Here is a 23,709-nt window from a genome sequence, read left to right on the forward strand (position 1 = left end):
CCGAGGGGCAGGGGGTGAGCGATCCGATGATGGACGGTGTCGACGAGCCCGCGGACCCCCGACAAGTCGTCGTGGTCGCGCTGAGCGGCGGTCCGGAAGGGGAGGTGCTGATCCGCCGGGCGGCGCGCGTCGCCGAGCGTTCCGGCGGGACACTCCTGGCGGTGCACGTGGCCGGCGAAGAGCATGGCCGCACGGCTTCTCCCGGCGAGCTTGCCCGTCAGCAGGCGCTGACGGAGTCGGTCGGCGGAACGTACCACCAGGTCATCGGCGATGCCGTGCCGCGCGCCATCCTGGAGTTCGCCCGCTCCGAAAAGGCGACGCAGCTCGTGATCGGCGAAAGCAGCCGCGGCCGCCTGCTCGCGGCGCTGTCTCGTCCGGGCGTCGGTGCGTCCCTGATCCGAGAAGCGGGTCAGATCGACGTCCTCGTCGTGGCCCACGCCGCCGTGGGCGACCGGTTCGCGCTCCCTCGTCTCAGCGGCGGCGCGCTCAGCAGGCAGAGAGTCGCGCTCGGGTTCATCGTCACCCTGATCCTCGGCCCCGTCGTCACCTGGCTGCTGTACCTGTTCCGCACACCGGAGTCGATCACCACCGAAGTGCTCACATTCCAGCTCCTGGTCGTCGTGGTGGCGCTGGTCGGCGGGATCTGGCCGGCGCTCCTGGCGGCCGTGCTGTCCGGATTGACGCTGGATTTCCTCTTCGTGGCGCCGCAGTTCTCGGTGGAGGTGTCCGACCCCCTGCACCTGTCGGCGCTTCTGCTCTACGCGCTGATCGCGATCCTGGTCAGCTACATCGTCGACACCGCCGCCAGGCGGGCGCGCATCGCGCAGCGTGCCGCGGCCGAGGCTGAACTGCTTGCGACGGTGGCCGGCAACGTCCTCCGGGGTGAGAGCGCCCCGCTGGCCCTGGTCGCACGGACGCGCGAGGCCTTCGGCCTGTCCGGAGTGCGCCTGCTGGATGAGGGCGGGGTCGTCCTGGCCACCGACGGAGAACCGGTCCGCGACGGGCGCTTCGCCGCGGTGCGCGTCGGACCCGGCGGTGGGGCGGCGCGGGCAACACTGGAACTGCACGGACGGGCGCTGGACGACTCAGAGCGCCGCCTGCTCGAGGTCATCCTGGCGCAGCTGAATGTCGCCCTGGAACGGGCCGAGCTGGCCGAGATCGCCCGAGCCGCCCAAGCCCTCGCGGTCGCGGATCAGGTGCGCAGCGCGCTGCTGTCTGCGGTGAGCCACGATGTGCGTCGACCGCTGGCCGCCGCGATCGCGGCAGTCGGCGGACTCCGTGCCGCCGGAGAGAGCCTGTCGGGCGAGGACGCGCGCGAGCTTCTGGAGACCGCCCACGTGAGCCTTGCCGCTCTGTCGAAGCTGGTGACCGACCTGCTGGATGTCAGCCGGGTCGAGGCGGGCGCGCTGGGCGCATCGCTCGGACCCGTCGACGCTGCCGCCGTCGTGCTGTCCGCCGTGGAAGAGATCGGGTTGGGTCCCGACGTGGTCGACCTCGCGCTGGATCCGCAACTGCCCGCGATCTGGGCCGACCCCGTCCTGCTGCAGCGGGTGCTGGTCAACGTGCTCAGCAACGCAGAACGCCACGCGCCCGCCGGTACGCGGCTGAGTGTGACGACCGCCGTCGACGGGCGGAGCGCACAGCTGCGCGTCATCGACCACGGAACCGGCATCGCCCCGAACCGCCGGGAGGAGATGTTCGCGCCCTTCCAACGCTTCGGGGACACCGAGAACACCACCGGGCTCGGCCTCGGTCTGGCGCTGGCGAAGGGCTTCACCGAAGGCATGGGTGGCATGCTCATGGCCGAGGAGACCCCCGGAGGCGGGCTCACGATGGTGATCGTCCTGCCGCTGGCTGCGGGGTCTTCATGAAGGTGCTGGTCGCGGACGATGACCCTCAGCTCGTCCGAGCCCTGCAGATCACCCTCTCCGCCCACGGCTACGAGGTCGTCGTGGCAGCCGACGGGCACGCCGCGGTGGCCCTCGCGGCACGCGAGCGTCCTGACCTCGTGATGCTGGATCTCGGGATGCCGCACCTGGACGGCGTGCAGGTCATCGAATCGCTGCGCGCCTGGACCGGCATCCCCATCATCGTGGTCTCCGGCAGGACCGGCTCGGCCGACAAAGTGGAGGCGCTGGATGCCGGCGCGGACGACTTCGTGACCAAGCCTTTCCAGGTCGATGAGCTGCTGGCGCGGCTGCGGGCCCTATCCCGGCGCGCCGTGGCTTCATCCGACGAGCCTGTCGTCTCCTTCGGCGGTGTGCGGATCGACCTCGCCGCGAAGGCGGTCACGCGCGACGGTGCCCTCGTGCATCTCACCCCGACCGAGTGGCGGATCCTGGAGCTCCTGGCCCGCAACCCGGGCGCGCTGGTCACGCGCCGGGCCCTGCTCGAAGACATCTGGGGCACCGCTCAGGTCACCGACACCGGCTATCTCCGGCTGTACCTCTCGCAGCTGCGCAAGAAGCTCGAGCAAGATCCGGCACGCCCCGTGCACCTGTTGACCGAAGCGGGAATGGGATACCGGCTGGTCACCGGCGGACCGGGCCGGAAGGGCTGAGTTCAGCGGCGGCGCCCGCCTGCCCCAGGTATCTGATGAACAGCGAGATCCATCCGAAGATGAGGGTGAACACGATGATCTCGATCGCCGTGAGGGAGAACAGCCCCAATGCGAACATGACCGCCGACAGCAGCGTCGTGGCCAGAATGGCCCATGACCAGATGAAATAGTGCCGCGGCATCCCGCGGAGCAGCTTCGCTCCGCCGCCCAGCAGCGCCAGGAACATCGAGGCCAGTCCCAGCGCCGCGATGTCGTGCACCAGGCGGTTGAGGTCGACGGAGAAGATGCCCACCCCGGCGAACGCCGCACCCATCCCCACGAACAGCGCCGATACGACACGCGGCGAACGCCGTGAGGACAGCACCCCCGCGTCCACCAGCGTCTGCATGTCGTGTGCGATGTAGACCGCGAAGGTCGTCACGAGCAGGCCGGCGGCGACCAGTGTGCCGTTGAACAGCAGGCTGGACAGATCGTCGAAGGTGCCCAGATGGCTGAAGTGCACCTTCCACCAATCAGGCTCCGGTGCGAGCACCATGGCGGTGATGATGCCGAACGCGATGAACGTCCTCAGCAGTGACGACATCCGCTGCGTGGTCATCTCCGAGACGGACGCGTACACCAGCTGAGCCGTGAGCCCGACCGTGACCGCCATCAGGACCACCGACCACAGTGTGTGCACCGGCAGACCGACGAAGCCGAGGCCCACCAGGCGATAGATGACGTAGGTCTCGATGAACGCGAGCACGGTGTGCACGATGACCACGGAGAGCGTGTTGATCAGGAACTTCCAGGTGGACAGCGATCGTCGCCATTCCTGCCCTGGCAGACTGCGCGAACGCCAGTACCCGATTCCGGAGGCCGCAGCCGCGGAGACCCCGGAGCCGGCCGCCGCCCAGAGCGCGAATGATGTCGGACCGTCGGCGAACAGCTCGTCCGGTGCGGCCAGCGCCAGGATCAAGCCGTACACCGCGCCGAGGACACCGCTCGCGTAGGCGAGGCTGGTCCCCTGCGACCGGGTGACGGCGGCGGGTTCGGCCGCAGACTGGTCGGCGGGCGGACGGGTTGCGGCGCTGGTCATGGCTCAGTGTATGGGCGCGCACGCGGGTCGTGGCGGGTGGGCTCAGCGACGTGTCGGCTGATCCGGCGATCGGGATCTGGTGGGTGGATGCCGCGGGAGCCGGTCTGCAGACCCGGCGCCGGGTCCCCGAGGTATTGGGAACGCCAATGGAACGCATCGGGGAACCCGTCTTCCCCGATGGCTTCACTGATGCGGATAGTGGGAACAGGTCGGGGTGGTCCCACCCCCGCCGCAGAAGTAGATGACGCATCAAAGGAGATGAAATGGAACATCACCGACCACTTCGCAGACTGCGTGGTGCCGCGCTGATCACCGCGGCAGCTCTCATCGTCTCGGCCATGGCAGGCTGCTCGAGTCCGGCAGCGCCGGCCGACCCCTCCGCCGGTCCCTCGGCCGGCGGCGAGGAGGAGCTCATCACCGTCCGGGTCGCCCGCGGCGCTGTGAACCTCGAAAGCGCGATCATCGCGCAGGAGCAGGGCTTCTTCGAACAGGAGGGTCTGGACGTCCAGCTGCAGGAGACCGGCGGCGGCGGCGGCGCCGCGACCAACTCCGCACTCATCGCGGGCGAGTTCGACATCGCCGCGACGGACGCGGTGACGGCGATCCGCGCCATCAATGAGCGGATGCCAATTCTGGTGGTGGCCGGGACCAAGTCGGCCAAGCCGGACTACGAGGGCGAGGTCTCGGACGGACTCATCGTCCCGCCGGGCAGCACGATCACCGACTGGAAGGACCTCGAGGGTAAGAAGGTCGGGGTTCCCGAGCTCGGCGGCCTGCCGTATCTCACGGTCGTGACCGCCCTGGAGGAGAACGGCGTGAGCCTCGATTCGGTCGAGATCGTCCCGGTGCCCATGGACGCGCTCGTCGCCGCCGCCCAGAACGGGCAGGTCGACGCCGTCTTCACCTTCAGCATCTTCATGCTCTCGGCGCTGGATGCCGGCTTCACCCGCGTCGGCACCGGCGTGCGGGAGTTCCTTCCCTATGCGCCGCAGTCGCTCTGGGTGTCCACGGTCGAGTTCGCGGAGAAGAACCCCGAGGCGCTGGAGCGCTTCCGCGCCGCCCTGACCCTCGGCACGGAGTACGGCAACGAGAACCCCGACGCGGTGCGCAAGGTCTACCACGAGAACACCGAGCTGCCCGCACCGTTCATCGACAACGTCATGATCCTCGAGCCGCTCGATGTGACGTTCAACCCCAAGGGCTGGGACGTCGTGCTCTCCGCGATGAAGCAGACCGGCGAGGTCCGAGAAGACCTGACCGTCGAGGACATCGTCTGGGAAGGGGCGCGCTGAGGCCGGTTCGGTTCAGGGCGGGGGTGAGATCGAGATGACGTGGACGCAATCCATCCGAACGAGTGCGGCGACGGCACGGCGCGAGAGCGCGACGCGGGGCGTGGCGCTCTGGCGGGTCGGTGTCTTCGTCGCGGGGATCGCCGTGTGGGCGATGATCGCCGCGGTGGGGATCGTCCCGGCAGGTCTCGTCCCCGCCCCTTCCGCCGTGGTCGTTGCCCTGGCGCAGGAGGTCGTCACCGCCGGATACTGGCAGGCGCTCGGGCTGACGCTGTGGGGAGCCCTGGCCGGGCTTCTCGCAGCCGCGGTCGTCGGCATCGCGATCGGTGTGATCACCGGCGCATCCGCTGCCGCTGAGCTGTCCACCCGCTTCCTGGTCGACTTCGGTCGGGCCTTCCCGGCGATCGCTCTCATCGCGGTGCTGGTCCTGATCCTCGGCCGTGGCATCGAGCTCAAGTCCGTCCTGGTGTTCGTAGCGGTCGTGTTCCCCATCATCCTGCAGACGCAACAGGGGGTGCGCCAGGTCCCGTCGTCTGTCATCGAGACGGCGCGGTCGTTCCGCATTCCCCGGGCACTGCTGGTGCGCAGGGTCATGCTGCCGAGTGCCACACCGTCGATCCTGACCGGGCTGCGCCTGGGCGCATCGGTGGGCATCCTGGTGGCGATCGCCACCGAGGTGCTCAGCGGCTCCCCCGGCATCGGCAACCAGATCACGGAGGCTCAGATGGGGGCGAACTCGGCCCTGTCCTTCGCGTACATCGTCACCGCCGGCCTCCTCGGGTTCGCCGTGAACGCCGGACTCGAGAAGCTGCAGACCTCGCTTCTGAAATGGCGTCCGGCGATGGGAGGGGATGACTGAGATGAAGACGAAAACGTATGGCCCCGTGGCGACCGTCCTTCTGCAGGCGTGGCTGCCGATCGCGCTGGTGGCGCTCTGGTTCGTCGCGTCGGCGGCCTCCACCTCCGCGTTCTGGCCGTCGCTGGCGACCATTCTGCAGACGGTCGTGGATTGGGCCGCCTCGGGCCAACTGTGGGGAGATCTTCTCTTCAGCTTCGGCAACTACTTCGCCGCCCTGGCCCTCGCGATCCTGGTGGGCCTGGGATTCGGGCTCGCGATCGGTCTGCTCCCGTACGTCGGCGAAGTGCTCTCGCCCTACCTCGACTTCTTCCGGACGCTCCCGATCGTGGTGTTCGTCCCTATCGTCATCCTCGTCCTGGGGGTGGGCCGAGGTCCCAAGGTCTTCCTGATCTTCCTCGCGTGCGTCTGGCCCATCCTGCTGAACTGCATCGAGGGCGTCCGCTCGATCGCACCGAGCGTGTTCGAGACCGCACGCGGGTATCGGATCCCCCTCGGATTGCGGATCCGCCGAGTGGTCCTGCCCGGCGCGGCTCCGCAGATTGCCGTCGGCATCCGTCTGGCGGTGACCATCGGCCTGGTGATGCTGGTCGTCAGCGAGATGTACGGTTCGACCGAAGGCGTCGGCTACTTCATCCTGCAGAGCGGGCAGCGGTTCCAGCTCGCCGCCGCATGGGGCGGGACACTGCTCGTCGGCGTCATCGGCTGGGCGTTCACGGTCGTCTATGTCCTCATCGAGCACCGGGTGCTCGCGTGGACGCGTGAAGATGCGGACGCGTCGCGTCGCGTCCGCAGCAGTGAAAGGAGAAGCAAGTGACTCATGACCTGACAGCGGAGGTGGCGCTCAGCGCCGCGCATGTGGGCAAGTCGTTCGGCACGGGCGCCGATCGGGTGGCGGTGATCGAGGACCTGCACCTGGAGATCCGCACCGGTGACATCACGTGCCTGGTGGGGGCCTCCGGTGTCGGCAAGACGACGCTCCTGCGCCTTCTGGCCGGCTTGGCGACTCCCAGCACCGGGGCGGTGTCCCTCGCGGGCAGCGTCATCACGGAACCGGTCGAGCAGATCGCGGTCGTCTTCCAGGACTACCGCGGATCGTTGCTGCCCTGGATGCGGGTGGCGCAGAACGTGGCCTTCCCCCTGGAAGGCCGCAAGGTCCCCAAGGCCGAGCGGCTTCGCCGCGCTCAGGACGCGCTGGAGGTGGTCGGCCTCGGCGAGAGCGCAGACAAGTACCCCTGGCAGCTGTCCGGCGGCATGCAGCAGCGGGTGGCGATCGCCCGCGCGCTGGCGTACGAGGCGCCGATCATGCTGATGGACGAGCCGTTCGGTTCGCTCGACGCCCAGACCCGCTTCGAGCTGGAGGATCTCGTCCTCGGGCTGAGGGACCGGCTGGGGATCACGATCGTCGTGGTCACGCACGACATCGACGAAGCGGTGTACCTCGGTGATCGCGTGGTCGTGCTGGGCGGGCGCCCGTCGCGGATCGTCGACGATGTCGAGGTGCCGCTCGGCCGGGAACGCAACCAGCTGGTCACCAGAGCGACGCCGACGTTCGTGCAGCTGCGCACCCGCGTCCTCGAGGAGATTCAAGAGCACGGATTGGTCCAGCAGATCGCTGCGACATGAGGGTATGCGCCCCGCGCGGAAGCGCGCGGCGATGATGAGAGGAACGCGATGACCAGCATGGGGCCCGAGGCACCTTTTGCGCTTGCCCGTTACCACGACGGCGCGGGCGTGCGTCTTGGTCTGGTGGCAGGCGACCGCGTCCGTCCATTGGACAGGGAAGACCTGGGCGCCGCGCACCTGAACGACTTCCTCGCCGCCGATGACTGGGACCGGCTGGAGAGGCTCGTGGACGCCGACGGTCCGTGGCGGCCGCTGGCCGAGGTGACGTTGACCGCACCCGTCCAACCACGTCACGTGCTGCAAGCGGGCGCGAATTACCGCACCCACGTGATCCAGCTGATCATGGGCGGCATCGCCAAAGAGGATCGTGGCGTGGCGCCGGACGTGCTCCGCGCGCGGGCCGAACGGGTGATGGACGCACGCGCGGCCAGTGGCAAGGCGATCATCTTCCTCGGGCTTGCCGGCTGCGTCGTCGGCGCCGATGAGCCGCTGGTGCTTCCGGCATACAGCGACCAGCATGACTGGGAGCTGGAGCTAGCCGTCGTCATCGGGCGGGAGGCGTTCCGCGTGACGCCGGAAGCAGCGTCGGCGCACATCGCCGGTTACACGATCGCGAACGACATCACCACCCGCGACCTCGTCTTCCCGGGTGGCCCGGGAGACCTGGGAGCGGACTGGTTCCGTTCCAAGAACGCCCCGGGCTTCCTGCCGACCGGCCCGTTCCTGGTTCCGGCGCGGTTCGTCGATCCGCGCGACGCCCGAGTGGTCCTGGAGCTGAACGGCGAGGTCATGCAGGACTCGACGACCGCGGAGCTGATCTACGACGTCCCGGCCCTCGTCTCCGACGCTTCCCAGACCACGCGTCTGTTCCCCGGCGATATGATCCTGACCGGCAGCCCGGCGGGGAACGGTCAGCACTGGGGACGGTTCCTCAGGGACGGCGACGTGATGACCGGTCGGATCTCGATGCTGGGCGAGCAGGTCGTCCGGTGCGTCGCCGCGGGCGATCAGTGAGGTCTCCGGGGCGTACGCTCCATCCGCCTCGGCAGCGCCCGCGACCGCGAGGTCCGAGCCGCGGAGAACGTCAGTCCAGCTCGCGGGCGGCTGCGGAGAACACCCCACGCATCCATTCGTGCCCGGGATCGTTGTCGTGTGCCGGATGCCACCACAGCGCCTCGATCAGGGGAACGGCTTCGAACGGGAGCTCGTAGGTACGCAGGCCGCCCATCCTGGTGACGAGTGGGACGAGCTTTCGCTGGATGAGGGCCAGTCGCTCGGTGTACTCCACGAACAGATGCAGCAGGGCGAAGCTCTCCGCGACCACTTCCACACGCGGCTGCAGGCCCAGCTGTTCGAGCTGGCGACCGACAGCGGTGAAGGCCCCTCGGGTCTGATAGGTGAAGACCCAGGGCAGCGCCGAGAGATCGGCGAGGGTGGGAACGGCGTCACCGAGCGGATTGTCCGCCGCCGCCACGAGCACCCAGTCGTCGCGCCACAGATCCAGGCTGGGCCGATCCTTGACGATCCCGTGCGGGAGGAGGATGCCATCCAGTGAGGCCAGGCGGACGATGACATCGTCGATGGCCGGGCTCGATGTCGGCACGAATCGAAACCTCACCCCCGGGGCCTCGGCGCGGGCGGCCCGGGACACCAATGGGGCAATCGTGGCAAGGGCATAGTCGGAGCCGTGGATCGTGAACTCGCGGGTGGATTCACCGGCATTCCAGCGGGCCTGGCTCTCGAACACCCTCCGCACCGTGCTGAGTGCGACGGTCGTGTGTTCCAGCAGACGGGTCGCGAGCGGCGTCAGTTCGTAGGTGTTGCCGCGGCGGGCCAGCAGTTCGTCATCGAAGTGGACTCGGAGACGTGCCAGTGCGGTGCTGAGGGACGGTTGGCTCAAGTAGAGCCGCTCGGCTGCGCGCGTGACATTGCGCTCTCTGAGCAGAGCGTCCAGGGAGACCAGGAGATTCAGGTCGAGCCTGGACAGCAGCGGATCCTCTTCCACGTTGACCCCTTCCGGTCGGCGCAAGCCTATCGGGGATACCGATGCCTGACATAGGGATTATTCGGTTGTCCAATAATCCTGCGCGTCGAATGATGGAGGGAAGCGCCACCTGCGCCGCGAAAGGCTCGAAGATGATCACTCTGCTCTCACACCTGTCCTATGTCGCGCTGACGACCCCCGACGTCGAGGCGTCGGTGGACTTCTACGTCAACCAGGTCGGCATGACCGTCGTCGGACGCGACGACCACGGCGTTTACCTGCGCTGCTGGGGCGACTACTACAGCTACAGCCTCGTCATCGTGGCCGGCGATGAGGTCTCCCTCGACTCGATGGCCTGGCGGACCACGAGCGCCGAGGCGCTGGACGCGGTCGTCGAGCGTGTCGAGGCGGCCGGCGCAGCCGGCGAGTGGTTCGACGCGTTCGGCATTGGGCGGGCATACCGTTTCGTCGGCCCCTGGGGCCACACCATGGTCCTGCACTGGGAGGCGACGCACCATCGCTACACCGGGGGCGATCTCGCCTCCACGTTCCCGGACCGTCCCCAGCGCCGCTCGAAGATCGCCGGAGCGCCACGGCAGCTGGACCACGTCACGATCTGCGCCAGCGATGTCGACGCGTTCGCGCAGTGGTACAGCGATGTGCTGGGCTTCCGGCTGATGGCGCGGACCGAGCTCGAGCAGGCGCCCATCTCCGTCTTCTCCGTGTTGACCACGAATGAGAAGTCCCATGACCTCGGCGTCGTCCTGGACGGTTCCACCCGAGCCGGGCGGGTCAACCACTTCGCGTTCTGGTACGACACGCGTGAGGAGATGCTGATCGCGGCGGACCTGCTCATGGAAAGCGGTGTGCACATCGAATACGGCCCTACCATCCACGGCATCGGAGAGCAGTCGTTCCTGTACTACCGTGACCCCTCGACGATGCGCGTCGAGCTGAACACCGGCGGCTACCGCAACTACGTCCCGGACTGGGAGCCGCAGACGTGGGTGACCTCGCAGGGCTCGTTCGACATCTACCGGAACACCACGATGCCGTTGTCCCTCAGCGAGTCCTTCCCGCCGGCCGACGGCCCGACCGCGACCGAGGAGGGCGTGCCCGAAGAGATCCGGGCCCAGCTGCTCAAGGGCAAGGCGTGACGCGCATCGTGGCGTCACACGGACTGGAACGGGGCGCGTCGTGAGTTCACTGTCGGAGGACCCCAAGGACTTGAACCGTGCGGACGCCCCGGGCGAGGTGTTCATCCGCGCCGAGGCCTACCGGAACTGGGGTCGCTGGGGCGAGGACGACGTTCTGGGCACCCTCAACTTCATCGACGAGGCGAAGCGGGTGCACGCCGCACGTCTGGTCACCGAAGGGCTGAGCGTCTCGCTCGCCCAATCCTTCGACGAGGACGGCCCGCAGCGCGGTTGGAAGAAGCGCAACAACCCGGTGCACACCATGACCGGCACGGGGCTGGACCACGAGCGGGATCCGGAAGCGAATCCGCACGGCATCGGCGGGGCAGACGACGTCATCATGATGCCGCTGCAGTGCTCGACGCAATGGGACGGGCTCGGGCACATCTTCGACCGGGGGCTGGCCTACAACGGCCGTCCGGCCGGCGCCGTCGTCACGACGCAAGGCGATCTCGTCACCGGCATCGAACACGCAGCCGGCGTGATCCTCTCCCGCGGTGTCCTGCTGGATATGGGCCGGCATCTGCGTCCGGACACCGGCGAGCTCGAAGACGGATACGCGATCACGGTCGACGACCTGACCGCCTGCATCGAGGCGCAGGGCTCCTCGTCACAGGTCGCCCGGGGCGACATCCTGCTCGTGCGCACCGGGCAGCTCGCCCGTGCTCGACGCGACGGCTGGGGAGAGTACGCCGGCGGGCCCGCGCCGGGGCTGTCCCTGACCACCGCCGGCTGGCTGCACCGCTCCGAGATCGCAGCGATCGCCACGGATACCTGGGGCTTCGAAGTGCGGCCGAACGAATTCGATGAGTCGTTCCAGCCCTTGCACCAGATCGTTATCCCCAACATGGGGCTGACGGTGGGGGAGATGTGGGATCTCGAGGAGATCGGCCGCCTCTGCGCCGCGCGGGGACGATACGAGTTCCTCCTCTCCGCGCCCCCGCTGCCCATCACAGGCGCCGTAGGGTCGCCGATCAACCCGATCGCGCTCCTCTGACGATCGGCGCGCCCACCCTGGAGCACCGTCGCACCACGAACAAGGAGGTTCTGACGTGACAGCAGTACAGAAGGTCGCCGTCATCGGCGCAGGCATCGCCGGGTTGGCGACCGCGATCCGACTCGCCGACGCCGGCGTGGCGGTGGACCTGATCGAATCGCAGCCCGAACTGACGGCTCTGGGGTCGGGCATCTCCCTGCAGAGCAACGCGCTGCAGGCGTTCGCGACGCTGGGGGTCTGGGACGAAGCCGCGGCGGCAGGCTACGCCTTCGACGGTCTCACGCTGCGCGCGCCCGGTCCCGATGCGCCCGTGATCGCACGCCGAGCCGAGGGAGCCCCGGACACTGAGGAGCCCGCCTCCGCAGCTGGGCAGCGCACAGTGGGAGGGCTCCCCTCGGCGATGGGCATGCCCCGCCCGGCGCTGGCGCGCATTCTGCTCGATCGGGCAGAGGCGGCAGGTGTTCGCACGCGGTTCGGCATCCGTGTGAGCGGCACGCAAGAACGGGGCCAGCTCGTCGCGGTGTTCTCCGGTGACGTCGAGGTCGGTGAGTACGACCTCGTGATCGGCGCGGACGGCCTGCACTCCGCCGTCCGCGCGGGCCTGGGAATCGAAGCCGGACCCGAGCCGACCGGCATGGGGATCTGGCGGGCCTTCGTCTCGCGGCCGGCCGAGGTGCACACGACAGAGCTGTACTACGGCGGGCCGGCCTACATCGCCGGCTACACGCCGACGGGTGCGGACTCGATGTACGCGTTCCTGGTCTTCGACGCGGAGAAGCACTTCGACATGTCCGCCCCGGATGCGGCCCGTTTCATGGTGGAACGCTCGCGCGGTTACGGCGGTCCGTGGGACGCCATCCGCGCTGATCTGGAGGCCGGCGCCGCGGCGGTGAACTACACCTGGTTCACCCAGCACGTCCTCCCGGCGCCGTGGAACAGAGGGCGGGTCGTGCTGATCGGTGACGCGGCCCACTCCTGCCCGCCGACGATCGCGCAGGGGGCGGCGCAATCACTCGAGGACGCACTGGTCCTCACGGAGCTGCTCGTCACGCGCGCCGCTGTCGACGTTGAGCTGTGGGACGAGTTCCACCGCCGGCGGGTCGCACGGGCGACTGCCGTCGTCGACGCGTCCGTGCAGCTCGCCGAGTGGCAGCGCGACGGCCAGGACCATTCCGCGGACATGCCCAGGCTGATCGGGGAGCTCGCCCAGCGCCTCGCCGAACGCGTCTGAGCCGGAGAGAGGAACACACGATGAAGATCGCGCGATGGACGCACGGCGAGACCCTGGGTGAGGGTTTCGTCGTCGACGATGAGGTCGTCGTTTTCCCCGACGGGCAGACGGTGGCGGACGTGCTCCGTGGCGGACTGCGACGAGCACACGACCTGTACGCAGCGGTCGATCTCAGCGCCGGCCGACCGCTGCGGGACGTCGCGCTGCTGCCGCCCCTCGTGCCGGCATCCGTGCGTGACTTCGCCGTCTTCGAAGAGCATGTGGAGGGGATGAGTGCGGATGCCGACGGCCTCAGCCATGTGCCGGAGCAGTGGTATCGCGCTCCGACGTTCTACTTCACCAACCCGCACGCCATCTACGGCACCGAAGCGGTAATCCGGCCTCCTGCCACCGTCCGACTCGATTACGAGTTGGAAGTCGCCGCGGTGCTGGGTGGCGACCCGGGGGAGGACCTCGATCCGGTCGCAGCCCAGGAGCGGATCTTCGGCTACCTGATCATGAACGACTGGTCCGCGCGAGACCTGCAGTCCGAGGAGATGAACGTGCGGCTCGGGCCGGCGAAGGGCAAGGACTTCGCCACATCCCTCGGACCCTGGATCGTCACCGCGGACGAACTGGCCGATCGCATCGACGCCGACGGATTCCTCGCTCTGCGCGCCGAGGTGTTCGTCAACGGCCGGCTCACCGGAGCGGACCTTCTGTCGAACATGGCCTGGAACTTCGGTGAGCTGGTCTCCTATGCATCGCGTGCCTCTCGGGTCGTCGCCGGTGACGTGCTGGGCTCCGGAACAGTGGGCAACGGGGGATGCCTCGCCGAACTGTGGGGACTCGCCGGCGGCGCGCTCACGCCGCCTCCGCTGGCTGAGGGGGACGTTGTCACCATGCGAGTGGAGCGACTCGGAGAGTTGAACGGCACGGTCGGACCCGCGCGTGCGCACCCGCACCTGCTGCCGACCGCACGAGCGCGGCCGAAGCCCCGCGCGCGCACATTCGCCGGGCCATCGGCGTAGCAGCCCCCCGCTCTCAAGGGAAACCCCACCGGGGTGTGAAGGCGCACACCACGGAGTGTCTCGAGCGGGGGTGGGCATCCGCGGTGCCGCGTCAGAGGACCCGCGCCGCGGATGCCGCGTCCTGCCGGACCGCATCGGCGACGTGAGCGAAACCCGTTGATTCGCGCCGAACGATGCGAAAGTCCGGCTTGATCCGCCGGGGCGGCATCGGGGTGCCCTTCTCGGCGATGCGCTCCACGAGCATCTCGACGGCGACCTCAGCAATGATCTCGCGGCCGGGGTCGACGCTCGAGAGCGAGGGAATGGTGAATCGCGTCGCGTCGATGTTGTCGAAGCCGATGACCGCCGCATCGTCCGGCACGCGAACGCCGGCCTCGTCGAGGGCGCGCAGTGCGCCGATGGCCAACGTGTCGTTCAACGCGAAGAGTGCATCGAAGGCCGTTCCCGACGCCACCAGCGCCCGGGTGGCGGCTGCGCCGGTGTCGTAATGCCATCCGCCGGCGGCGCGAACCAGCGCCGGTTCGTAGGCGATTCCCGCCAGGGCGAGTGCCTGACGATACCCGCGCACCCGCAGTGCTGCGGACCCGACGGACGCCGTCTCGCCGGAGTCGTCGGCACCGATGAGGGCGATCCGTCGACGCCCGATCTCCAGCAGATGCTGGACGGCTGCCTGCGCCGAGGACACATTGTGCATGGTGACGTGGTCCGTCGGTCCGCCGAAAACGCTCTCGCCCAGAAGCACCAGCGGGAACTGTGCATTGAGCAGCTCCGCGTCCTGCTCGCCGATGTGAACGGGGCTGAAGACGATGCCATCGGTCAGGCGGAGGCGCCGACCCGCGATGACATCGAGTTCCGACGACCGCACCCCGTTGGTCTGGTCGACCACGACCCCGAGGCCGCGCTTTTCCGCCGCCACGATGATCGAGTCGGCCAGCTCGGCGAAATAGGCCTCGCGCACCGACGGGATCGCGAGTCCGATCACCCCGGTCTTTCCTGACCGAAGACCGCGGGCGGACAGATTGGGCTGATATCCCAGCTGCCCGATCGCAGCGAGCACCCGCTCGCGCGTCGTCGGGCGAACGTGCGGGTGGTTGTGGACGACATTGGAAACCGTCTTGATCGATACGCCGGCGACGCGGGCGACATCGTGCAACGTGGGATTCATCTCCCGGCCCTTCTGGGTCGCCCCACCGCCGTGTGCGTAGCCGCCAGCCTATCGGCGGCCGGTTTCCACGGCGGGCGGCGGCGGGCGCGCGCCGCGGGGGATCGTGAACTTCGCAGAACCCGTTGACACCTCCGCCGGCATCCGCGATCATCTCTTACAACGTTGAATATACAACGTTGCAAACGCGTTCGAGAAGCAAGGCTTCCGCGGGAGCAGTCACACGCGGAGTCCGTGCGAAGAGCGGAACCGCATCGATCGTGGGCGCCCGACAAAGATGTCCAGCATCCGAAAGGAAGACACAGTGAAGACGACACCGGTCATCGCTGCAGCAGCCACACTTGTGCTCGCAAGCGCCCTCGTGTCCTGTTCCGCAGACGGAGACGAAGCCGACGGCGGCGGGGGCGGCGGAAGCGACGCCACCAACTGCACGAACACGATCACGAAGGACGACCTGCCTGTCGTCACCATGTGGGCGTGGTACCCGAACATGGAGCTCGTGGTCGACAACTTCAACGAGGCCAGCGACGAGGTCCAAGTGTGCTGGACGAACGCCGGCGCGGGTGGTGACGCGTACGACAAGTTCCAGACTGCCATTTCTGCCGGCAGCGGTGCTCCTGACGTGATGATGGTGGAGGCGGACCGCATCCCGACCTTCCAGGTTCAGGAGGCGCTCGTCGACCTGAGCGACCTCGGCTACGAGGATGTCAAAGCGAACTTCAGCGACGGCGCGTGGAAGGACGTCTCGGTCGGCGACGCCGTGTACGGCGCCCCGGTCGACGGCGGTCCGATGGGCATGATCTACCGCACCGACATCTTCGACCAGTACGGTCTCACTCCCCCCACGACGTGGGCGGAGCTCGAGACCACCGCCCAGGCGCTCAAGGACGCGGGAGGACCGGTCTTCGCGAGCTTCGCGGCGAACCAGCCTGCCACGACCACGGCGTACTTCTACGGGAACGGCGCCGAGCCGTTCACGTACGACCCCAGCAGTGAAGGCGAGATCGGGATCAACCTCAACAGCCCCGAGATCAAGGAAGTCCTCGACTACTGGGACGGCCTGGTCGACAAGGGCCTGGTCGGCACGGAGGACCAGTTCACTCCCGAGTACATCGCGGGCGTGATCGGCGGCAACTACGCCACCTACCTGTCGGCCGCGTGGGCTCCGGGATACCTCCAGGGCGCCGGCGTCGGCGAGGGCGCCGACGCGGGTGTGTGGGCGGCAGCCCCCATGCCGCAGTGGGACGCGGCAGACTCGGTCGCGATCAACTGGGGTGGCTCGGCCTTCGTCGTGAGCAGCCAGGCGCAGGATCCCGAACTGGCGGCCAAGGCGGCGTTCGGCGTGTACGCGGACCAGGCATCACTGGATGACGGCTGGCAGAACCAGATCATCTTCCCACTGAACGTCGGCGTGCTCGACTCGCCGGAGTTCCAGGACTACGAGGTTCCGTTCTTCAGCGGTCAGCAGGCCAACAAGGAGGTGTACGTTCCGGCGGCGAATGCCTACACCGGCATGACGTACACACCGCTCGGACAGTACTACTACTCCGCATTGACGAACCAGATCGCCGCCATCATCGATGGCTCGGCGACCGGTTCCGAGGCTGCGGACGCCCTCCAGGCGGACGTGGTGGCGTACGCCGAGGAACAGGGGTTCACCGTCAAGTGACCTGGGCCGGGGGCCGGTCCGTGCACGTGCGGACCGGCCCCCGCTGCTTCCCTTCACAGACCCGGAGAAATCATGACTGCCACTCTCGCCCGCGCTGTGCCCACGAAACGCCGCAGATCCGTCACGGCTCGTCAGAACCTCACCGGGTGGCTCTTCGTCGGCCCGTTCGGCATCGTCTTCCTTGCGCTCCTCGTGCTTCCGATCGGCTTCGCCCTCTACCTGAGCATGTTCCAGAAGTCCATGATCGGCGGCACGAAATTCGTGCTCTTCGGCAACTATCTGAAGGCGTTCAGCGACCCGTCGTTCCTCGACGGAGTGTGGTTCGTGATCAGGTTCTCGCTGGTGCTCATCCCGCTGCAGATGGCGGTCTCGCTGGCGATCGCGCTCATCCTCGACATCGTGATCACCCGGTACGCACGCTTCTCGCGCCTCATGATCTTCCTGCCCTACGCGATCCCGACGGTGATCGGCGCCCTCATGTGGGGGTTCCTCTACAGCGACAACTTCGGCCCGCTCGCCGAGGTCTTCGAAGCCTTCGGTCAATCAGCCCCTGACTTCCTCAGTTCGAGCCTGATCTTCTACGGGCTGCTCAACATCGTGACGTGGCAATGGGCCGGCTACTACATGATCATCATCTACGCCGCGCTGCAGGGGATCGACCCGACCCTCTACGAAGCGGCACGCATCGACGGTGCGTCGCAGTGGCAGATCATCCTCCGGATCAAGATCCCGCTCCTGACCCCCGCACTCCTGCTGATCCTCGTGTTCGCGCTCATCGGCACCCTGCAGTTCTTCAACGAGCCGCAGATCCTCCAGCAGCTCGCCGCGGGAGCCATCCCGAATGATTTCACCCCCAACATGTACGCCTATCAGCAGGCGTTCTCGCTCGCGAACTACAACTACGGCGCGACGATCTCGTTCGCACTGGCCGCCGTGGTGTTCGTCTGCGTCTACATCTTCCTGTTCGCGACCCGCAAGCGAGGGAGCTTCACGTCATGAGCGTCACGCCCATCGAGAGCACGCGCGCACGCCGGCCCACTCGGAAAACCATCGAGCGCCGATCGATGCCGCCGACGCCCGGCCGCGTGCCATTGAACATCGTGCTCGGGCTGCTGATGGTGTACTTCCTGATCCCGTTCTGGTGGCTCATCGTCAACAGCTCCAAGAGCTCGGCGGGCCTGTTCGGCGGCGGCAGCTCGCTCTGGTTCGCCGGCGACATCAACTACGTCCAGAACTTCATCGACCTGTTCACCTACGGTGGCGGGATCTACGCGCGCTGGCTGGCCAACTCGGCGCTGTATGCGCTCGTCGGGGGAATCGGAGCGACGGTGCTCGCGGTGCTGGCCGGCTACGGATTGGCCAAGTACAGCTTCGCCGGTCGGCGCTTCTCGTTCGCGATCCTGCTCGGCGCCGTCATGGTGCCGACGACCGCCCTCGTGATCCCGACCTTCGTGTTGTTCGCCCAGGTGGGATGGACCAACACGATCTGGGCGGTGATCTTCCCGACGCTGCTCAACCCGTTCGGCGTCTACCTCATGAACGTCTACGCGCGCGACGCGGTTCCCGACGAACTCCTGGATGCCGCCCGGGTCGACGGTGCAGGCGAGTTCAGATCGTTCTTCCAGGTCGCCCTGCCGCTCCTGCGCCCGGCCATCGTGACCGTGCTGCTGCTGTCGGTCGTCGCGTCGTGGAACAACTACTTCCTGCCGCTGGTGATGCTGTCGGACAATCGCCTGTTCCCCGTCACAGTAGGCATCGGGCTCTGGCAGTCGACAGCGTCCACGTACGGTGCGGCGGGGAGCCAGAGCCTGTGGAGCATCATCGTCCTCGGCTCGCTCGTGTCTGTGATTCCGCTGATCATCGCGTTCCTCACGCTCCAGCGCTACTGGCGAGGCGGGCTCGCGATCGGGAGCCTCAAGTGATGCCGCCCGCTTGATCGCTGCATCCGACCACTCGACTCCGCTTCCGCCCTCGACACTCACTGAGGATCATGACTTCCGCACATCTCACCATCGACCCCCACTTCATCGTCGGACCGGTCAATCGCCGCCTGTTCGGCTCCTTCGTGGAGCACCTCGGGCGGTGTGTGTACGACGGCATCCATGAACCCGGCCATGCGACTGCGGACGAGCACGGCTACCGCGGTGATGTGATCGAGCTGGTCCGCGAGCTGGGTGTGTCCACGATCCGCTACCCCGGGGGCAATTTCGTGTCGGGCTATCGATGGGAGGACGGCGTGGGACCGCGCGAGCAGCGTCCGCGACGCCTCGACCTGGCGTGGCATTCGACCGAGACCAATCAGGTGGGCCTCGATGAATTCGCGGTGTGGGCGAAGAAGGTCGGCAGCGAGCTGATGTACGCCGTCAACCTCGGCACTCGCGGAGTGCAGGACGCACTGGATGTCCTGGAATACGCCAACATCCGTTCCGGGACCGCACTGTCGGATCAGCGCGTCGCCAACGGCACCGCGGAACCGCACAACGTCCGGATGTGGTGCCTCGGAAACGAGATGGACGGCCCGTGGCAACTCGGGCATGGCACGGCACGCGACTATGCCGAACTCGCGTCGAAGACGGCTCGTGCGATGCGCCAGGTCGATCCCGATCTGGAACTCGTCGTGTGCGGAAGCTCGGGCGCTCAGATGCCCACGTTCGGCACGTGGGAGCGCGTCGTCTTGGAAGAGACCTATGACGACATCGACTTCATCTCGTGTCACGCCTATTACGAGCCGAAGGAGGGGGACTACGGCAGCTTCCTGGCGTCGGCGGTGAACATGGATCGGTTCATCGACTCCGTCGTCGCCACAGCCGATCACGTCAAGGCGGTGCGCGGCAGCGACAAGTCGATCAACATCTCGTTCGACGAGTGGAACGTCTGGTACCAGTCGCGGTACAACGACGTTGACCGGATCACCTCGGTCGATGAATGGCCGGTCGCCCCGCGACTGCTGGAGGATTCGTACTCCGTGGTGGATGCTGTCGTGTCCGGCAACCTGCTCATCTCGCTGATCCGCCACTCCGACCGAGTCACCGCTGCGAGCCTCGCCCAGCTGGTGAACGTCATCGCACCGATCATGACCGAGCCCGGCGGGCCGGCATGGCGGCAGACCACGTTCTTCCCGTTCGCGGTGACATCGCGGCTTGCGCGCGGAGTGAGCCTGGAACTGAAGCTGGACTGCCCGACGTACGACACGGCCAGCTATGGTCATGTCCCCGTGGTGGACGCTGTGGCCACTTTCGACGAAGAGGGCGGCGAGACGTCTGTCTTTCTTGTGAACCGCAGCATGGACGAGCACGTCGCGATCGACATCGACGTTCGGATGCTCGGAGAGGTCGCTCTCGGTGAGCTGCGGTCGCTGCACGACGAGGACATGCACGCGGCCAACACGCTCCAGGACCCGGACCGCGTGCGGCTGCGCGGCAACGACACGGCACGTCTGCGGGACGGGACGGTCGCTCTGTCCCTCCCTCCGGTGTCATGGACCGCGCTCACCCTGGTCACGCCATGACCCACGACTACTCGTTCAGCGCGAACTGGCCGATCGCCGCGGCCATGCTGCCCTTCGCTGCCAGCCACGATGCCGGCGCCGACGTGTGGCTCGACCAATTGGCGCAGGTCGCCTTCGAGGGGCTCGACTGCGTCGACATCACCGACAGCTGGGTCCGCCCCGGAGACCTCGACCAGGCCGCGTTGACCGAACTGGGCGCGGCGATCGCTCAGGTCGGGCTTCGCGCGGTGGCCATCTCCGCGATACGGCGCAGCGTGATCGACCCCGTCGACGGCACGGCGAATCTCGCCTACAGCCACCGCACGCTCGACGCGGCGGCCGCGCTCGGCGTGCCTGTCGTCAGCTTCGGACTGCATCGACCCCTTCTCCCCGACCAGAAGAAGGTCCAGTGGTTCTGGACCGAGCCCGGCGCCGCCGATGATCAGGATGCCGCCACGTGGGCGCTGGCGACCGCCCGCCTGCGTGAACTGGGCGAGCACGCCGCGATCCTCGGTATCGACGTGTCGCTAGAGATGTACGAGGACACGCTCATCGGAACGGTCGACGGTGCGCTGCGCCTCGTGGAATCCGTCGGCCTCGACAACGTGGGCCTGAACCCGGATCTGGGAAACATGTACCGACTGCATCGGGATGTCGAGGATTTCCTGGAAGCGAGCGCCCGGTGCGCGCCGGTTGCCAACTACTGGCATGTGAAGAGCTATTCGCGCGACGAGGATCGCCGCCGAGGGTTCATCACCGCGGTCCCGGCGCCGATGGAATACGGCTCGCTGGACTACCGATCCGCGATCACGACCGCGATCTCACTGGGGTTCGCCGCTCCGTTCTGCGTGGAGCACTACGGAGGAGATGGACTTTCGGTGGCCGCCCGCAACGCGGAGTACGTGCGACGCATGATCGCGGTCTCGCTCGGCGAGGCCACCGCCGCGGTGCGCGAGGGGAGCGTGACCCGATGACCAACGTGACCGTGATCGGACTGGGTGCCATGGGGCTGCCCATGGCGCTGCACCTCGGGCGGTCGTTCGCCGTTACGGTGTACGACATCGACCCCGTAGCCGTGGATGCCGCAACACGGGGCGGCGCGACCCCGGCCGGAACGCTCAGCGACGCGGGCAGCGGGGCCGATGTCGTCGTGCTCGTCGTCCGCGACGCCGGTCAGCTCGAGGAGGCTCTCTTCGGCCCGGACGCTCTCTCGCCGTCGCTCGCGGAGGGCGCCGTCGTGGTGATCACATCGACCGTCGGCGAACAGGCCCTGCTCAGCTCCGCTGCGCGGTTGGCGGAGCGCGACATTCTCTGCGTGGACGCCGCACTCTCGGGTGGGCCCGTGCGCGCCGGGACGGGGGACCTGCTGGTCATGGTGGGCGGATCGCCGGAGGCGCGCGCCGCCGCCCACGACGTGCTCGATGCGCTCGCCTCGACGCTGTGCATCGTCGGCGACCGGGTGGGGCAGGGACAGCAGCTCAAGGTTGTCAACCAGCTGCTGTGCGGCATCCATACTGCGGCGGCGGCGGAGGCCCTCACGCTCGCGCACAGCTTCGGTCTCGATTTGGACATGGTCATCGACGTTCTCGGCGCGGGGGCGGCGGCGTCGTTCATGCTGGCCGACCGTGGTCCGCGAATCGCACAGCGAATCCGCGGAGAGGAACCCCCACTTCGATCCCGCCTCGATGTCATCGGCAAGGACATGGGAATCGTGGGAGACGCGACCCGGGCGCACAAGGTCGGTGCGCCGGTTGCCGGCGCTGCCGAGCAGCTGTACCGCGTCGGCCTTGCGGCCGGCCTTGCGGCCGAGGACGACTCGATCATCGCGACGATCCTGGCCGGAGTCAGAGGATGACGGTCATCTTCAACGATCCCGCGTCGTTTGCGGACGATCAGCTCGAGGGTTTCGCCGAACTGTACGCCGACCGCCTGCGGATGGTCCCAGGCGGTGTCGTCGGGCACCGTGAAGGGCCACCGCGCGTCGCGGTCGTGATCGGCGGCGGCTCGGGTCACTATCCCGCGTTCGCGGGTCTGGTGGGGACCGGGTTCGCCGCCGGCGCCGTCGTGGGCAATGTCTTCACCTCTCCCTCCGCCGCTCAGGTCTACTCCGTGGCGAAGGCGTCGGATCAGGGTCGGGGCGTCATTCTGAGCTTCGGCAACTATGCCGGCGACCTGATGAACTTCGGCATCGCCGCCGATCGGCTGCGCAGCGAAGGAGTCGACATCCGGATCGTCACCGTCACGGATGACATCGCGTCGTCGCCGACGGCTGCTGGCCGCCGCGGGATCGCGGGCGACTTCACGGTCTTCAAGGTGATGGGTGCGGCCGCCGAACAGGGGAGCTCGCTCGATGAGGTCGAGCGACTGGGTCGCCTCGCAAACGACCGGACCCGTTCGTTCGGCGTCGCGTTCACGGGATGCACGATGCCCGGCGCGACTGCCCCGTTGTTCGCCGTCCCGGATGGCGCGATAAGCCTCGGCCTCGGCATCCATGGTGAGCCCGGGATGCGCGACACGCCTCGACTGACGTCACGGGAGCTGGCGGCCGTCCTCGTCGACGGGGTTCTCTCCGAGCGCCCGTCCGCGGGTTCAGCCCGCGTCGCGGTCATCGTCAACGGACTCGGCTCGACCAAGCACGAAGAGCTCTTCATCCTGTGGCGGGACGTCGCGGAGCTGCTTCGCCGGCATGCGCTCACCCCCGTCGGGGCCGAGGTCGGCGAACTGGTCACGAGCCTGGACATGGGCGGATGTTCGCTCACCCTCATGTGGCTCGACGACGAGTTGGAGGCCGCCTGGCAGGCGGACGCCTACGCGCCCGCCTACCGCAAAGTGGGCGCGGCCACCGCGGGATTGCGCCCGGCCGACATCGGGGCGGTCGCGGACGAGCGTGGCCGCGTTCCCGAATCGACCGCAGCCGCTCGCGCGCTTGTGCCCACTCTGCGCGCCGCCGCGGGGTTGGTCAGCCGCGTTCTGCACGACAACGAAGCCGAGCTCGGCCGCATCGATGCCGTCGCCGGCGACGGCGACCATGGCCGCGGCATGGTCAAGGGCATCGACGCGGCCGCTGCCGCGCTGACCGCCGTGAACGGCGGCGGTCTGGCATGGAACCTTCACCGCGCCGGTCGGGAGTGGGCAGCGCAGGCCGGTGGCACCTCCGGGGTGCTGTGGGGCGCTGGTATCGAGGCCGCCGCAGCGCTGATCGGGGACGACCGCGAGACGTACGACGCGACGATCGCTCCGGCTGCCGTCGACGCCTTCCTCGCTGCGGTGACCGAACTGGGCGGGGCTCATCCGAACGACAAGACCATGGTCGACGCGCTGACTCCGTTCGCGGCGACGCTCCGCGAACGGGTCGAGAGCGGCGTGCGCCTCGAGCGGGCGTGGGCGGACGCCGCCGCCGCCGCAGCCGCAGCAGGTCAGGCGACCGCGGCCATGCGGCCCAGAAAAGGCCGAGCACGACCACTTGCCGAACGGAGCCTCGGAACGCCGGATGCCGGGGCCACATCGTTCGCGCTGATCGCGGCGGCGCTCCGTCCGGTGTTCGCGACGGAGGGATGAACGTGA

General features: G+C 68.0%; 21 protein-coding genes. 18 read left to right on the top strand and 3 right to left on the bottom strand.

The features are described 5' to 3' along the window. Positions 1–14 precede the first annotated feature (14 nt). Both NQ152_RS13155 and NQ152_RS13160 read left to right on the top strand, forming a co-directional pair. Positions 15–1,871: a DUF4118 domain-containing protein gene (locus NQ152_RS13155; protein ID WP_257524322.1), complete on the top strand. Its 1,857-nt coding sequence runs from the start codon at positions 15–17 to the stop codon at positions 1,869–1,871. Next, the gene (locus NQ152_RS13160) at positions 1,868–2,560 is read left to right on the top strand and encodes a response regulator (protein WP_257524323.1); all 693 of its coding nucleotides are present in this window, start codon (positions 1,868–1,870) and stop codon (positions 2,558–2,560) included. The genes NQ152_RS13155 and NQ152_RS13160 overlap by 4 nt, the downstream gene beginning before the upstream one ends. Here NQ152_RS13160 and NQ152_RS13165 read toward each other — a convergent pair. Beyond that, positions 2,532–3,638 carry a DUF998 domain-containing protein gene (locus NQ152_RS13165; protein ID WP_257524324.1) on the bottom strand — a complete coding sequence of 369 codons (1,107 nt, stop codon included), beginning with the start codon at positions 3,636–3,638 and terminating at the stop codon, positions 2,532–2,534. The two genes, NQ152_RS13160 and NQ152_RS13165, sit on opposite strands and share 29 nt — an antisense overlap. Before the next feature lie 263 nt (positions 3,639–3,901). Here NQ152_RS13165 and NQ152_RS13170 point away from each other — a divergent pair, with 263 nt between their 5' ends. Genes NQ152_RS13170 through NQ152_RS13190 form a run of 5 tightly spaced genes read left to right on the top strand, consistent with a single transcriptional unit; the run spans position 3,902 to position 8,423 of the window. Further along, positions 3,902–4,930 (top strand): ABC transporter substrate-binding protein, encoded by a 1,029-nt coding sequence (locus NQ152_RS13170; protein WP_257524325.1) that lies wholly within the window; start codon positions 3,902–3,904, stop codon positions 4,928–4,930. Between the two features lie 34 nt (positions 4,931–4,964). After that, positions 4,965–5,786, top strand: a complete 822-nt coding sequence (locus NQ152_RS13175; protein WP_257524326.1) for an ABC transporter permease — start codon at positions 4,965–4,967, stop codon at positions 5,784–5,786. A 1-nt stretch (position 5,787) separates the two neighbouring features. Next, positions 5,788–6,600, top strand: coding sequence for an ABC transporter permease (locus tag NQ152_RS13180; protein WP_257524327.1), 813 nt, complete (start codon positions 5,788–5,790; stop codon positions 6,598–6,600). After that, complete coding sequence (locus NQ152_RS13185; RefSeq protein ID WP_257503607.1) at positions 6,597–7,409, top strand: ABC transporter ATP-binding protein; 813 nt, start codon at positions 6,597–6,599, stop codon at positions 7,407–7,409. The genes NQ152_RS13180 and NQ152_RS13185 overlap by 4 nt, the downstream gene beginning before the upstream one ends. Positions 7,410–7,457: 48 nt before the next feature. Continuing rightward, positions 7,458–8,423 carry a fumarylacetoacetate hydrolase family protein gene (locus tag NQ152_RS13190; protein WP_257524328.1) on the top strand — a complete coding sequence of 322 codons (966 nt, stop codon included), beginning with the start codon at positions 7,458–7,460 and terminating at the stop codon, positions 8,421–8,423. 70 nt (positions 8,424–8,493) lie between these two features. On the opposite strand, the gene NQ152_RS13195 is transcribed toward NQ152_RS13190, so the two are convergent. Beyond that, a complete protein-coding gene (locus tag NQ152_RS13195) occupies positions 8,494–9,414 on the bottom strand; it encodes a LysR family transcriptional regulator (protein WP_257524329.1) in 921 nt (306 codons plus the stop codon). A gap of 131 nt (positions 9,415–9,545) precedes the next feature. On the opposite strand from NQ152_RS13195, the gene NQ152_RS13200 reads away from it, so the two are divergent. From NQ152_RS13200 to NQ152_RS13215, 4 genes are read left to right on the top strand one after another with little or no spacing between them, the layout of a single operon-like run. Next, positions 9,546–10,550 (top strand): VOC family protein, encoded by a 1,005-nt coding sequence (locus NQ152_RS13200; RefSeq protein WP_257524330.1) that lies wholly within the window; start codon positions 9,546–9,548, stop codon positions 10,548–10,550. A gap of 40 nt (positions 10,551–10,590) precedes the next feature. Next, positions 10,591–11,586, top strand: coding sequence for a cyclase family protein (locus NQ152_RS13205; protein ID WP_374113593.1), 996 nt, complete (start codon positions 10,591–10,593; stop codon positions 11,584–11,586). Positions 11,587–11,641: 55 nt separating this feature from the next. Continuing rightward, positions 11,642–12,817 (top strand): FAD-dependent monooxygenase, encoded by a 1,176-nt coding sequence (locus NQ152_RS13210; protein ID WP_257524331.1) that lies wholly within the window; start codon positions 11,642–11,644, stop codon positions 12,815–12,817. 20 nt (positions 12,818–12,837) lie between these two features. After that, the gene (locus tag NQ152_RS13215) at positions 12,838–13,827 is read left to right on the top strand and encodes a fumarylacetoacetate hydrolase family protein (protein ID WP_257524332.1); all 990 of its coding nucleotides are present in this window, start codon (positions 12,838–12,840) and stop codon (positions 13,825–13,827) included. Between the two features lie 91 nt (positions 13,828–13,918). Here NQ152_RS13215 and NQ152_RS13220 read toward each other — a convergent pair whose 3' ends face one another. Beyond that, on the bottom strand, positions 13,919–14,992 hold the full coding sequence (locus tag NQ152_RS13220; RefSeq protein ID WP_257524333.1) for a LacI family DNA-binding transcriptional regulator: 1,074 nt from the start codon (positions 14,990–14,992) through the stop codon (positions 13,919–13,921). Between the two features lie 301 nt (positions 14,993–15,293). On the opposite strand from NQ152_RS13220, the gene NQ152_RS13225 reads away from it, so the two are divergent. The 7 genes from NQ152_RS13225 (at position 15,294) to NQ152_RS13255 (ending at position 23,703) form a co-directional block, all read left to right on the top strand. Beyond that, positions 15,294–16,658 (top strand): extracellular solute-binding protein, encoded by a 1,365-nt coding sequence (locus NQ152_RS13225; protein WP_257524334.1) that lies wholly within the window; start codon positions 15,294–15,296, stop codon positions 16,656–16,658. Positions 16,659–16,730: 72 nt separating this feature from the next. Further along, entirely contained in the window at positions 16,731–17,657 is a 927-nt protein-coding gene (locus NQ152_RS13230) for a carbohydrate ABC transporter permease (RefSeq protein WP_257503599.1), read from the top strand. Beyond that, complete coding sequence (locus NQ152_RS13235; protein ID WP_257524335.1) at positions 17,654–18,580, top strand: carbohydrate ABC transporter permease; 927 nt, start codon at positions 17,654–17,656, stop codon at positions 18,578–18,580. Before NQ152_RS13230 ends, NQ152_RS13235 begins: the two co-directional genes overlap by 4 nt. A gap of 68 nt (positions 18,581–18,648) precedes the next feature. After that, complete coding sequence (locus NQ152_RS13240) at positions 18,649–20,166, top strand: alpha-N-arabinofuranosidase (protein ID WP_257503596.1); 1,518 nt, start codon at positions 18,649–18,651, stop codon at positions 20,164–20,166. Continuing rightward, positions 20,163–21,119: a sugar phosphate isomerase/epimerase gene (locus NQ152_RS13245; RefSeq protein WP_257503595.1), complete on the top strand. Its 957-nt coding sequence runs from the start codon at positions 20,163–20,165 to the stop codon at positions 21,117–21,119. The genes NQ152_RS13240 and NQ152_RS13245 overlap by 4 nt, the downstream gene beginning before the upstream one ends. Beyond that, positions 21,116–22,000, top strand: coding sequence for an NAD(P)-dependent oxidoreductase (locus tag NQ152_RS13250; protein ID WP_257524336.1), 885 nt, complete (start codon positions 21,116–21,118; stop codon positions 21,998–22,000). The genes NQ152_RS13245 and NQ152_RS13250 overlap by 4 nt, the downstream gene beginning before the upstream one ends. Next, positions 21,997–23,703 (top strand): dihydroxyacetone kinase family protein, encoded by a 1,707-nt coding sequence (locus tag NQ152_RS13255; RefSeq protein WP_257524337.1) that lies wholly within the window; start codon positions 21,997–21,999, stop codon positions 23,701–23,703. The genes NQ152_RS13250 and NQ152_RS13255 overlap by 4 nt, the downstream gene beginning before the upstream one ends. Positions 23,704–23,709 lie beyond the last annotated feature (6 nt).

Source organism: Microbacterium sp. zg.B48 (assembly GCF_024623505.1).
GTDB lineage: Bacteria > Actinomycetota > Actinomycetes > Actinomycetales > Microbacteriaceae > Microbacterium.